This is a genomic window from Sphingobacterium sp. N143, assembly GCF_030325625.1.
In the GTDB taxonomy this organism is placed as follows: Bacteria; Bacteroidota; Bacteroidia; order Sphingobacteriales; family Sphingobacteriaceae; genus Sphingobacterium.
In genome coordinates this window covers 54,854-68,147 of the sequence record NZ_JACAIS010000012.1, presented here as the reverse complement: position 1 = coordinate 68,147, position 13,294 = coordinate 54,854, and the positions used below count along the sequence as shown (strand labels likewise).

Below are 13,294 nucleotides of genomic sequence, written 5' to 3'. Positions count from 1 at the left end.
TTCTTAAATTGCTTTAGATTAGAATCACAAAAATAAGGAAACATTATGTCAAATATTGCAATAGTTATCGAAGAAAGAGCCGCAGACATAGGTAATTTCTTGGTTGGAAGATTACTTCCTTTTAGACAAAAACGTATGGTTGGCCCTTTTATCTTTATTGACCATATGGGTCCTGATAAAATCTCCGATCCCCATTTTATGGACATTGCACCGCATCCACATATTGGGTTATCAACGTTGACTTATCTGTTTGAAGGAAGTATCATGCATAGAGACAGTTTAGGGAATGCTATCGAAATAAAACCTGGAGCTGTTAATTGGATGACAGCTGGGCGGGGTGTAACCCACTCTGAAAGAACGCCAGAATCCCTGCGATCAGTAGCCCATGATCTACATGGCCTACAGATTTGGGTGGCCTTACCAAAAGACTTGGAAAAAATGGATCCAAGCTTTGTACACATTGAAGAGCCTCAGCTTCCACATTGGACAGAAGGTGATGTAAGTTACTGCCTGATCGCAGGCGAAATCAATGGACATCGTTCAGAAGTACCTGTCCATAGCCCATTATATCTCATTGAAATTAAAGCCAAAGAAGATGCTCACATTAAACTTGGAAACCATCTATACGGTGAAAGTGGTTTATATATCCTCCATGGTTCCGTTCAGGCTGAAGGACAAGAATTTGGTCCAAAACAGATCCTTGTTGCCAAAGATGCCAGATTATGTGAATTCGAAATGAAAGCCGGAACATCCGTTTATATTTTTGGGGGAGAACCTTTTCCTGAACAACGTTATATCGACTGGAATTTTGTTGCTTCTGATATTGAGACATTAAAAGCTGCCCGAGAAAAGTGGGAACGGCATGAATTCCCCAAAGTACCCGGGGATGACGGCTACATCCCCATTCCCCCAGTAAATCCGGCATTAGGGCAAAAAAAAGCGTAAGGCTTTAATTCATAAATGATAAAAAAGGGTGAAAACATCACAAGTTCTCACCCTTTCTATTGTATCATTGCTATCGTATTAATGATCTATTCCACTGACACCTCCAGAAACAACCAATTTCATAGCATCCGTTGGTGACATATTTAATTTTTTGACCTTATCCCCACTAATAATAACCACTTGCCCCGCAAAAGAATAAGAATAAGGAAAATAAACCATTACATCGTTCTCTAATCCAATACTTTTCAAATCATGTTGTGTCAAAAAGCCTATTTTCTTGAGTCCAAACTCATTTACCGTAATTAATACCGGTTCGTTAAATTTCTTTGCATCGCCAACAAACGCTTCTGTAAAATCCTTGATAGAAGTATATAGCGTATTCAAGAGGGGTATTCTTTTGATCTGATGATTGATCCACCCCTTGATCGGGTCGGTCACAAAATTGGTAAATATCACCCCTGCCAGAACAAGAACCAGCATGACGGTAAGAATTCCTATTCCTGGTATGTACAGGGGATGCCCTTTCTCATCCTGAAGAAAATGTTCCGTTAGATTAAGAGCAGAGTCGATGGACGCAACAATCCACACAATCAAAAAGACAGCTCCTGCTAAAGGCACAACAACCAGTATACCCCGAATTAAATAATTGATAAATCCTCTGAACAGTTTTCTAATCATACGTTAAGTTATCTTCAAATATTAATACAAAAATGCAGAATATCCTTTACTATTCATAAAAATACACTCTTTTTACACGCTGTGAGATACTTGTCAGCAACTCATAAGGAATAGTTCCAATAGATTTTGCAGCTTGCTTGATATCGGGATACACAATCACTTCATCTTCCTCTCCAACCTCGATGTCAGTAACATCCAGCATACACATATCCATACAGATATCACCAATCGTTTGAACAAGATAACCGTTGACCATCATCTTCCCTACTCCGTTCCCAAAGCGTCGATCATAACCATCAGCATAACCGATCTTGATCGTTGCCACTTTGCTGTCCCGGTGCAAAACCCCGTGCCGATTATACCCTACGGTCTCGGTAGCAGAAAGGTATTTTATCTGAGTTACATTTGTCTTCAATGTACTGACTTCCCGGATAGGCAGGTCGTGCCTTTCAATATCAATCCCATATAGGCCGATCCCTAATCGAACCATATCAAAATAGGCTTGGGGCCATAATTCTATGCCTGAAGTTGCTGCAATATGACGGAGAAATGAATAGCCTAATCCCGCTTCCAGTCGTTTCGTAAATTGATCCAAAAGATCAATTTGTCTTTGCGTAAAATCGTTGTCTTTTTCATTTCCTGCTGATGCCAAATGGGAAAATGCTGATTTTACCTGAAGGATGGAATCTGTATTTAATATAGAGACTAGCTGATCCACTTCATCAGGCATAAATCCAAGACGATGCATTCCAGTATCTATCTTAATATGAATCGGAAATGATGAAATACCTTTCCCTTTTAAAAAATTCAAAAAAGCATGCAGTATCCTAAAACTATAAATCTCGGGTTCAAGATCATGCTGGACGATTGATTCAAAAGTATTCTCATCAGGGCTCATCACGACAATGGGTAATGTTATTCCCATACCTCTGAGATCCACACCTTCATCTGCAAATGCAACTGTCAGATAATCAACCCGATTAAATTGAAGAAGATTTGCGATTTCAACGTTTCCACTGCCATAGGAGAACGCTTTTACCATCGTCATCAATTTAACGTGCTTAGGAACCAATTGACGGTAAACATTCAAATTATTCTCCAGTGCATTTAAATTAATCTCAAGAACTGTATCATGCGATTTTGCGACTAGCAATCTGCTGATCCGTTCAAAATGAAATTCTCTCCCTCCTTTTAATAAAATTGTAGAATCGTCAAAATGAACAGATCTAATATCTTTTAAAAATGCAGAGGTGTCCGTATAAGATAGGGTAGGAATATTAAACTGGTCGGCAATCTGTGGGAGAACCTCTCCGATCAATATCAATTTGTCTAAATGAGATTCTGCAAGTAATTTCTTTAATTTGGACAGACTTTTTTCATCACTGACACTGACCCCCGATATATCAGACAAGATCAATATCTTTCGCGCGTGCTGTCCCTGTTGATTCAAAAATTCCAGAGCAATTTGCAGAGCATCCAAATCGTTACTATAGGAATCGTCGATAACTGAACTGTTCTTTTTTCCTTTCTTTAGCTCAAGCCGCATGGCCATTGGTTGCAATTCCTTGATTCGAGAAGCGATCACGTCACTTTCGTAACCAAATCTTAACATCACTGCAACGCAGTTGATTGCATTTTCTACATTCCCTTTATCAACGAAAGGTATTTCTACCGCAAACGTCCGCCCACCATAGAATAATGTTGCCACTGAGCACTTTTCATTAACTTTCTTGATAGAATAGACTTCTAGTGGGAGACCTTCCTCATATCCCCAGGAAAACTTCCTGGGCCTATATGGCAATTGGATATTTACCAGGTAATGATCGGGAAAGATCATCGTTTCAACATCACTGAAAAGATTTATTTTTTCGTATATCTTTTCTTCTTTTGATTCAAAACCAGTCTTATGTGCCACACCTATATTAGTCAATACCCCAATGGTTGGTTTTATCATATTCTCCAACCGCAGCATCTCTCCACGCGCTGAGATCCCAGCTTCAATAATCGCAAGATTATACTGATCGGACAAGCCCCATAACGAGAGGGCCACCCCCAATTGTGAATTATAACTTTTAGGGCTTCGATAGATCTTATATTCTGGCGACATCAGCTGATACAGCCATTCTTTTACAATGGTCTTACCGTTACTTCCTGTGATCCCTATAATTGGGTAATTAAATTTTTGCCTATGAAATGCTGCCAGTATCTGCATGGCTTCAAGACTATTGGATACCCAAATAAGATTAGCATCCGAGAATACGTGTTCCTGCCCTTCATCAATTTGCAATATAAAGTTTCTCACGCCTTTATTGTATGCTTCTTCTATATAACGATGCCCGTCCCTACTCATCTGCAAGGCAAAAAATACACCATTATCTGCTTGGACAATTTTCCGGCTATCGTAAAATAAATGCTGAATTAAAGAATCTGGATCCGTGATAAATGAGCGATTAGGATGTAAAATCTGAACGATTTCCGATATTTTGTACATTCTCCTGATGTTTTGATTGGATCAAAACTGAACATTTTTTTAATTATTTCATATTATTTTTGAAATTTTGACAATATGTTTGAAGAAGAAAAAAAGAACAGCAAATCCCTTACTCCTCGTCAGGCGCAATTAAAAGCCGAGAACTACTGTGCCTATCAAGAAAGGGCACAACAAGAAGTAAGGGACAAACTCTATGGCTGGGGACTTCATGAGGAAGATGTGGAGAATATTATCGCAAATTTGATCACGGAAAACTTTTTAAACGAAGAACGCTTCGCCGTTGCTTATAGCCAAGGTAAGCTTCGGATGAAAGGTTGGGGAAAAATTAAGATTAAACAGGCATTAAAGGCGAAAAGAGTTTCTGAACAATTGATAAAAATTGCATTTCGACAAATTGACACCGATGAGTATGAAACCGTCTTAGCGAATATTATCGATAAAAAAATCCATGAAATCAATGGCCAAACACCTTATATCGTCAAAAATAAAGTTTATCAGTTTGCGCTATCCCGCGGATTTGAAAGCGATCTTATTTTTTCTATACTGAATTCAAAGGAGTTATAGAAAACAATAAAATAAAGTAAACAAATATTTTGCAATATTGAATTTTCGCTCTATATTTGCATCACCAAAAAGGAACGCAAGGTTCTTTTTAAAGTTGAAATAAAATTCCATGCGAAAATAGCTCAGTTGGTAGAGCACAACCTTGCCAAGGTTGGGGTCGCGAGTTCGAATCTCGTTTTTCGCTCACCTGCCTAGGTGGTGGAACTGGTAGACACGCAGGACTTAAAATCCTGTTCCCGTTAAGGGAGTGCGGGTTCGATTCCCGCCCTAGGTACAAAAAAAGCCTCACTATTCATATAGTGAGGCTTTTTTGTTGATACCTACATATAAAGCAATTTACTATAGATTAGACTTAAAGTAATAAGTTATAGCATAGCCAGCTTATACTACAATAAACCATAAAATTGAAGCACTATCGAACTTTGGAGCACAGGCTTTAGTCTATAAAAAAAGCGAGATATTGAATAATATCTCGCTTTTTTCTATGCATAACACCAAAAAGGCTTTATTTCTTATCTAAAATGGTCACCTCTACCCTTCTATTTTTTTGTCGTCCTTCCGGAGTCTTATTATCTCCCACAGGATTCGATTGGCCATATCCTTTTGCTTTAATCCGTGCTTCTGCTACACCAGAATCCACCAAGAATTTCTTGACCGATGCAGCACGTTTATCAGAAAGCCACTGGTTATACTCTTCCGTACCTGTCGCATCTGTATACCCGTCAACTTTAATCTTATTATTGTTTTCTTTTAAAATGAGGGCAAGCTTACTTACTTCAGTTTTTGCCTTGTCAGATAGATAGGAAGAATTTGTTGGAAACAACAAATCCGATGAAATACTAAATTTAATCCCTTCATCTGTCCTTTTAGCATCATTAAATTCCTTTTTCACATTTTTCAGACCGTCATCGGTACCGTCCTTGGTCACAACAGCCCCTGGATTGACCACAATAGCCTGCTGCTTACAGGAAAATAACGATAAACTTGCACATAAGGCTAATATTCCCCAATTAATTTTTCTAAGCATCGTTTTTAACGTATTTAATATCGATTTAAGCTGTGTAAATATAATGAAAAAAGTCCAGAAAATAGCGCTTTCAACCACATCTATCGTAACAAATCTATTTCTTCAAATAGACTGTCGCTAAGGTCTTTTTTATCTCTGGAATCTGTTCATATAACTTCCATATCATCCCTGAATTGGCATTTTCAAGCATGATTGCTATTGTCGCCTGATTTCTGGCACGATAACTTTCTGAGACATCATTATTTCGAATATCGATCCATGCCCGAAATCCATATTGCGTAAATAGCACATCAGCATATTCTTCATAAAATTTACGCAATGCTTTCAACCCAATCTCTTTTTCGAATGGATAGGAAGCAATTGAAATTGCAGGATTGACCAAATATCTTTGATGGGTACTATCAGTCCTTTCCACACCCCAAATATCGGTAAACCTTGTGCCAATGTTCAATTCATTATCTCTTCTTTTATAAGCAAGTATATAATCCTTTAAATATTTCTGATAATCCACAAAATCATCAACTTTTCCACTTGGGTTCATCAGAAGAAATGGTCTATACACTGACACTAATGACTCAGCCAAATTACCGCCGGCAATATTTTTGGCAAAAATCACCTTATCATCAGCATAGATAGACACTGCGGGGTTTCCTTCCTCAGTCCCTCCTATTAATGGGTTTAGACTGATGGACTGTGCTAGAGAATCCCTCAATTTCATTTTTATTTCAGTGGCTAAATCATTGGAATCATCAGGGAAATATCCTGCGTCTATATGCTTTGTTGCAAATCCATTCATATAGGCTGACGCTGCCAAGGGATGAGTGGGTGAAGACATCGCCAATATGTAGGCACTCAAACTCTCATTAAAACCACCCAAAGGTCTTGACCGTGCTGTGCTGTCTATCGGCGACCATTTATCCCAAAGAACATCTGTATTATTGGCGCCCGTAAAATAAGGCCAATCTATGCGTTCCCATAATTTAGTGATGTTTTCCCGCAGAAGCTGCTCTTGAGAATCATCTTTTGAAAAATATTCCCGTGCTACCAACAAGGACTCCATCAAATGCGAGGTCCCCCTGATATCATATGTCGGTATTGAATCCCTATAATAAGGCACTCCTAACCTTCCATCATAAAAAGTTGTAAAAACTCCACGATGATTTTGTGCTGTTTCAAGAAACTTCACCATGCGAGTCAATCTTGACAATAAGGCCTGTCTGGATATCAACTTATGTTCACCGGCAACAAGCAGTCCCAGTATAGCATAACCCGTTTCATTTGTTGAAACAATGGCCTGTCTATTTCCTCTGTCAGGAAGAAACATTCCACTATTTACATCATAATTATCAATAAAGTAGTTTACATGGGCATCACGAATAAATCCCAGCATCTCTGCATCAGTACCTTTTTTTGTCTGTATTTCCTGAACATCAGAAAAAGGTGACTCGACATAATTATAATCAACCCACGCTATTTTATAGTAATAAGTTTTATTATATTCATTCACCTTATTCAGACACTTTTGCATATAGATTGGCAAAATCGCTATTGGTTGAAAATTCACTTTGTCCTCCGACCTATAAATCTTGACGTAACGTATACTAGGTGTCAACGGGAGCTGCCAAACAAGCTCTACTTGTTTATCCACCGAACTGAGTTTAGATAAAATAGCCGCAGATGAGAGTTTTACTTTTGGAAAATTTCTGGGCAAAAACTCGATTTGATCAATAAACAGTTGATGCGTCATCGCTGAGGTGCCGTTTTGTTCCAAAAGTAAAGCAGATACAGCTTTTCCAATTTCAATGCCTTCAAATTTAGCGACTGGAATAGACACATTCAACCAAGTATCAAAAGCGAAATCATCAATAAAACTACCAATATCCAAGAGGCTGGTTCGCATCTCATTTTGTTGTAAAGCTACCCGAGGTAATTGAGTTTTATCCGTATTACTCTGAACAAACAACTTGAAAGTCAAATGATCATCTTTCGAGATCATATACTGGAACTTTTGTTTATCGTTCATTATACTGGCTTCCCATTTACCATTTGGCGACGATACATAACGTAGCGAAAGCGAATTTCCAGGCGTAAAAAATAAGCTATCTGAAACGGGCAGGCTTTGGCTCACACTCTGTATCCAAGATTCTCCTGTATAATTGGTCATACTCTTGGCATAACTTCCATTGATAATGCTATTGTCAAACAGCACTTCGGGATAGCTTTCCGATCGAACAAACAATGGTAAAATCAGCAGGAAAAGAAAATAAAAATATTTTTTTAGCATAAGACAACATTTTTCACTGGCCTATAATCAAAAACTAAGCCATCCCCTCTATTATATCACAAATGTAACAAAGGATTTCCAATGATATTGCGTTCTCCAATTTTAATTTCGGAAAAAATGCGCTAAATTAGCCCTCTGATTATTTTCATAAAATTGATATATGAAAACTACGTTTGATTTTGAAAAGCCAATTGCTGATTTGCAATTGCAGATTGAAAAGGTAACACAGGTTGCTGAAAAGACGCAAGTCGACATGAGTGCAACCGTGCGTGAGCTTGAGGAAAAACTTGCTTCTACAGAAAAAGAGATATATGGCAATTTAACTGGTTGGCAGAATGTACAGATGTCGCGCCATCCGGATCGTCCACAGACCTATGATTATATCGAGGCCATCTGTGACGAGTTTATTGAATTACATGGCGACCGTACCGTAAAAGATGACAAGGCGATTGTAGGTGGCATGGCCTCTATTGATGGCAATCCAGTTATGATCATTGGACATCAAAAGGGTAAAAATACCAAAGAACGCCAATATCATAATTTTGGCATGGCCAATCCTGAAGGATACCGGAAAGCATTACGATTGATGAAAATGGCAGAGAAATTCAATAAGCCTGTCATTACTTTGATCGACACCATGGGTGCTTATCCTGGATTAGAGGCTGAAGAACGTGGGCAAGGAGAAGCAATTGCACGTAATTTAATGGAAATGGCAGTACTTAAGATTCCTATTATTTGTGTTGTAATTGGTGAGGGAGCCTCTGGAGGTGCCTTGGGTATTGGAGTTGGAAACCGGGTTTATATGATGGAGCACACATGGTATTCAGTTATTTCACCTGAATCTTGCTCCTCAATTTTATGGAGAAGCTGGGATCATAAAGAAAAGGCTGCCGAAGCATTGAAGTTAACAGCGCACGACATGCTTGGCAACGGGCTAATAGATGGTATTATTCCGGAACCATTAGGCGGGGCACATCAAGATCCTACAGCAGCGGCCAATAATCTTAAGAGCCAATTGTTAAAAGATATCGCTGAGCTGACCACAAAAGATAGTGATACATTAATTAAAGAAAGGATTGACAAATTCAGCAACATGGGCGTTGTGACAGAATAAATTTTAATCCTATCTATTCCAAAATATAAAGTCGGCAATTAATGCCGACTTTTTTTATGTACCCGTCATAAAAAGGTGCTGATTTCATGTCATCGGCCTATTCGATCATTGTATCACTTTTCTTGCTCCATGATCACACAATAAAAAAAATAAACCACTATAATATAGACCATTACAGATTAACGGCATAAAAGAAAAAAAACATTTGCATTCGTTACGGTATTTTCATACCTTTGCATCACTTTCAAAAACAGAAAGGATTCCGTAGCTCAGCTGGTAGAGCAATACACTTTTAATGTATGGGTCCTGGGTTCGAATCCCAGCGGGATCACAAAAGAAAAGCTAATCTTCCGATTAGCTTTTCTTTGTTTAACGGTATCAGGATTCGAAAGAAGCCCCGGCCGAATTTGATCCTAGGGAGACGCTATAAGCTACATTTAAGTACATTTGATTATTGGCGTTCTTTAGGAAGATGCTCCGACCGAGTTAAAACAACTTCCAAAAATTTCACTGTTTCGCCCCCATTTATATTTTTCGCCCGTAATTCTATCGTTTGACTTCCTTCGGATAAGTCCACTTCCCCCAATACAAGTTCATTGGCACCTGTATTCTTGGGGGAACCCGCTTCGATCGTGAAATCGATTTTTCTTTTTCCAATCTTCAAGAACATATCTCCTCCGGTTCCCACTTTATCCTTTACATACCTTACGGCGACTTCAAACCGGGCAGGCTGTAATACATTCACATGCCATGTAAGATACTGATCCGTACTGACCCAATCCGAGACATAATAGCGATCCTTTTTACCATCTCCGAATCTCATGGATGGCCCCTGTTGTCTTGCATAGAACGATAACAGTCTATTTTTTGCAATAGCACTGTCTACATAAATCAAATCATCAACTGCAGGAGCCTTTAATTCCTGATTCAATTGAACAACAATTACTTCATCAGCCATATTATCTTTCATTTGATCCATTGAAATATGGAGTCCGATCGAATCTAAACTATACGTTTCAATCCTTTTACCAGAAGATAATAAAGAAATAGATTTAACATCTGCTGTCAGGCCGCCAACTATCAGCTGCTTATCCTTGGGCTTTTTAAATAAATGTAGATAAAGAGTATGTTCTCTTTTAGTAACAACTCCCCATTGTTGACGGCCTAAAGGAGAAGGGGACACATCGATCACACTTTCCTTATTTGATTTCATCCATTCCGCTATTCCTTTTAGAATTTCCACATCTGGTCCATCAATACTTCCGTCACCTTTAGGTCCGATATTCATCAGAATATTCCCTCCCATTGCCGTTGCTTTTGCTAAAAGCTGAATAAAATGTGCCGTGGGTTTGTGATTCTTATCGGTCACAGAAAACCCATAAGAATCATTGGTGGTCGGAATGGCTTCCCAATAAGCTCCGGCTGGAACAGGATAAAATTCCTCGGGCCTGTCGGCCGTATTCAAGTAATCGCCGTAATTTTGATTTCCTGTACGTGCCAAACGTCCGTTGACCACAATATTAGGATCAGTATCCCGAATAGCTTTTAAAATCCTAAGGTTCTCGGATAAAGGAAGCTTATGCGGTGTATCAAACCACAAGAGATCCGGATGATAACTATGAATGAGTTCCTTGATCTGTGGAATAGCTTTTTCATCAACATAACGTTTAGCTTTCGGTAACCATTCGGGATGGTTATCAAACCAATCTGCCCCGCCCAATAATTTATCCCCGCCCGGATTATGATAATCCCAGTCATTCCCGGGGGCATCAGGATGTTCCCAATCAAAAGCATGTGAATAATAAAACCCAAACAGCAGACCATGCTTACGACAGGCCACTGCAAGATCTGCTAATGGATCCCTTTTAAATGCGGTACTTTTCAAGGAATAATTGCTTGCATATTGAGATGGATATATTGCGAATCCATCATGGTGCTTGGCCGTAATAATAAAATATTTCATACCCGCATTCTTCGCCAATAATACCCATTCTTCAGCATCAAATTTTTTTGGATTGAACCGTTTCGCAGAGTCCAGATATTCCGCACGTGGAATTTGCATTACCCGCATCAAATGCTCAGCATACCCTCCGCCGGGTTTTCCCTTCCAAATATTTCCATACTGCGCATAAACTCCCCAATGAACAAACATGCCAAATGTGGCTTCCTTCCATTTTTTGATTCGTTGGTCCTGTCCTGCAAGAGATTGCCTCCACCATCCATTTTCTGCTGCTGAAATGGCTTCTTGGTCCCTTGTCGTAGGGTCATTGAACATATCTCTTGCCTCATTTCCCCGATTGGCATGCTGTATCTGTGCAATAGAGACCAACGTACAGGTGGAAAATATTAAGGCGAGGATATTTTTAATTTTTATCATAAATTCAGCTATTTCAATTACTTTGTTCATTTGAACTAACATGATTAGGGAATTACAGCCAGTTCTGTGTAAAAGTATTTGTTATTTAAGTCAAAAATAACCAAAAAAGCAGCTATTGAAGTGTAATTTCTGTTCGTTTAAGAGGAAATAATGACCCCAGCAAAAAAACAGAAAAACCTATTCGTCCATTGCGTGTTTTTAATTATAATATCATTAAAAATATAAACTATCTAATTTAGTATAAAATCGGTCTTAAGATAAAAAACATGGAAAAACTAACTGCCAAAGCAAGTATTCAAATTCAAAAACCCATTGAAGAAGTTTTTGAAGCTATAGTAGATCCCAATAAAATGAATCATTATTTTATCAAAGCTTCCACGGGACGCCTAGAGACAGGAAAAACTGTTGAATGGACTTTTCCAGAATTCCCGGACAGTTTTCCCGTAACCGGAAAAACAATCCATAACCATACGTATATTTCCTTTGATTGGAGTGGTGGGATAGCGGATCAGCTCGTCGAAATCAACTTGTCCACATATGGAACAAATTCAACAATTGTCAAAATTACGGAACATGAAATGAACAATGACCAAGATGGTATTTTGACCATGATGCGTCAGACTGAGGGCTGGGCAAATTTCTTAGCCTGTATGAAGGCATACCTTGAATATGACATTAATCTCAGAACTGGCGCTTTCGACTTTATGTTTCCGCAATCCTGATTCGCGTGAAATATGGATCCGAACTAAAATATGGTTCAAACTACATAAGGTGTCTTACCAATTGCAATGATGCAATATACCATCCAATTTTTAGAAACGAAATATACCCGCATTAAGATTAACATCCAAACCATGACCAATAGCATTTCAACCATTGATGAATATATCAATCAATTTGAGGGGGACAAGAAAAATTACCTTATTCAGGTCAGAAAACTCATTGCCGAAACAGCACCTTCTTCGGTAACAGAAACAATTTCCTACCAGATGCCAACATTTCGCTATAATGGAAACTTGATCCATTTTGCAATGAACAAGCAACATCTCGGTTTATACCCAGGCCCCCAAGCTATTGAGCATTTTGCAGCACAATTGAAAGAATTCAAAACGTCTAAAGGAGCAATACAGATTCCTTTAGATCAACCAATCCCAAAAAAGTTAATTCATGATATCGTGATCTTCAATATAGAGCAACTCAAAAACAAACAGGCCCCCAATTGGCATCAAAACCGAGGAAACTGGCAAGAGGCCGAAGAGTTGATGCAGCAGGTGATACAGCAAACTTCATTGAAAAAAGAGTTTAAATGGGGAAGTTATATTTACACACATAAGGGTAAAAACGTTATTGGCTGGGGAGGCTTCAAACATTTTTTTTCACTATGGTTTTATAATGGAGTATTTCTAGCCGACAAAGATCAAGTCCTGGTCAGTGCTTCAGAAGGCAAAACGAAGGCACTGCGACAATGGCGTTTTAATCATGTCCGTGAAATGGATAGCGCTAGAATCAAAGCCTATATTCTAGAATCCATTCAAACGATAGATGACGGCAAGGGGCTTAAGCCAACAAAGAGTGAGGCTAAAGTTCCATCAGGGATACTGCTGTCGGCATTGGAATCTGACAAGCTATTACAGGAGCATTTTCATGCACTCAGTCTGGGAAAACAAAAGGAATATATTGAATATATTGATGATGCAAAGCAAGAAAAAACCAAACAGTCCCGACTGACGAAAATCAAACCTATGATTATGGCCAAAAAGGGATTGAATGACCAATATAAAAGATAATTTTTTAGATATTATAAACTAGACAAA

At 38.6% G+C, this 13,294-nt stretch carries 10 protein-coding genes and 3 tRNA genes; 8 read left to right on the top strand and 5 right to left on the bottom strand.

The window, feature by feature from the left end:
* The first annotated feature begins 45 nt into the window (after nucleotides 1-45).
* Nucleotides 46-945: a pirin family protein gene (locus tag HX021_RS20265; RefSeq protein ID WP_286592421.1), complete on the top strand. Its 900-nt coding sequence runs from the start codon at nucleotides 46-48 to the stop codon at nucleotides 943-945.
* 78 nt (nucleotides 946-1,023) lie between these two features.
* Here HX021_RS20265 and HX021_RS20260 read toward each other — a convergent pair whose 3' ends face one another.
* Nucleotides 1,024-1,623 carry a DUF502 domain-containing protein gene (locus HX021_RS20260; RefSeq protein ID WP_286592420.1) on the bottom strand — a complete coding sequence of 200 codons (600 nt, stop codon included), beginning with the start codon at nucleotides 1,621-1,623 and terminating at the stop codon, nucleotides 1,024-1,026.
* Nucleotides 1,624-1,672: 49 nt separating this feature from the next.
* Nucleotides 1,673-4,114: a bifunctional UDP-N-acetylmuramoyl-tripeptide:D-alanyl-D-alanine ligase/alanine racemase gene (locus HX021_RS20255; protein WP_286592419.1), complete on the bottom strand. Its 2,442-nt coding sequence runs from the start codon at nucleotides 4,112-4,114 to the stop codon at nucleotides 1,673-1,675.
* A 75-nt stretch (nucleotides 4,115-4,189) separates the two neighbouring features.
* Between HX021_RS20255 and HX021_RS20250 the strand changes: the two genes are divergently transcribed.
* The 3 genes from HX021_RS20250 (at nucleotide 4,190) to HX021_RS20240 (ending at nucleotide 4,952) form a co-directional block, all read left to right on the top strand.
* A complete protein-coding gene (locus tag HX021_RS20250) occupies nucleotides 4,190-4,678 on the top strand; it encodes a regulatory protein RecX (RefSeq protein WP_286592418.1) in 489 nt (162 codons plus the stop codon).
* Between the two features lie 111 nt (nucleotides 4,679-4,789).
* Nucleotides 4,790-4,862: transfer RNA gene (locus HX021_RS20245), tRNA-Gly, on the top strand.
* Nucleotides 4,863-4,867: 5 nt separating this feature from the next.
* A tRNA-Leu gene (locus tag HX021_RS20240) sits at nucleotides 4,868-4,952 on the top strand.
* 231 nt (nucleotides 4,953-5,183) lie between these two features.
* Here the strand turns inward: HX021_RS20240 and HX021_RS20235 are convergent.
* A complete protein-coding gene (locus HX021_RS20235; RefSeq protein WP_286592417.1) occupies nucleotides 5,184-5,705 on the bottom strand; it encodes an OmpA family protein in 522 nt (173 codons plus the stop codon).
* Between the two features lie 94 nt (nucleotides 5,706-5,799).
* Nucleotides 5,800-7,989, bottom strand: a complete 2,190-nt coding sequence (locus HX021_RS20230) for a glucoamylase family protein (protein ID WP_286592416.1) — start codon at nucleotides 7,987-7,989, stop codon at nucleotides 5,800-5,802.
* A 160-nt stretch (nucleotides 7,990-8,149) separates the two neighbouring features.
* On the opposite strand from HX021_RS20230, the gene HX021_RS20225 reads away from it, so the two are divergent.
* Nucleotides 8,150-9,103, top strand: coding sequence for an acetyl-CoA carboxylase carboxyltransferase subunit alpha (locus HX021_RS20225; protein ID WP_286592415.1), 954 nt, complete (start codon nucleotides 8,150-8,152; stop codon nucleotides 9,101-9,103).
* Nucleotides 9,104-9,361: 258 nt separating this feature from the next.
* Nucleotides 9,362-9,434 (top strand) — tRNA-Lys (locus HX021_RS20220).
* A 120-nt stretch (nucleotides 9,435-9,554) separates the two neighbouring features.
* Here HX021_RS20220 and HX021_RS20215 read toward each other — a convergent pair.
* Nucleotides 9,555-11,480 carry an alpha-L-fucosidase gene (locus HX021_RS20215; protein WP_286592414.1) on the bottom strand — a complete coding sequence of 642 codons (1,926 nt, stop codon included), beginning with the start codon at nucleotides 11,478-11,480 and terminating at the stop codon, nucleotides 9,555-9,557.
* Between the two features lie 266 nt (nucleotides 11,481-11,746).
* On the opposite strand from HX021_RS20215, the gene HX021_RS20210 reads away from it, so the two are divergent.
* Nucleotides 11,747-12,202 (top strand): SRPBCC domain-containing protein, encoded by a 456-nt coding sequence (locus HX021_RS20210; protein ID WP_286592413.1) that lies wholly within the window; start codon nucleotides 11,747-11,749, stop codon nucleotides 12,200-12,202.
* 66 nt (nucleotides 12,203-12,268) lie between these two features.
* Nucleotides 12,269-13,267: a DUF1801 domain-containing protein gene (locus HX021_RS20205; protein WP_286592412.1), complete on the top strand. Its 999-nt coding sequence runs from the start codon at nucleotides 12,269-12,271 to the stop codon at nucleotides 13,265-13,267.
* The last annotated feature ends 27 nt before the right edge of the window (nucleotides 13,268-13,294 follow it).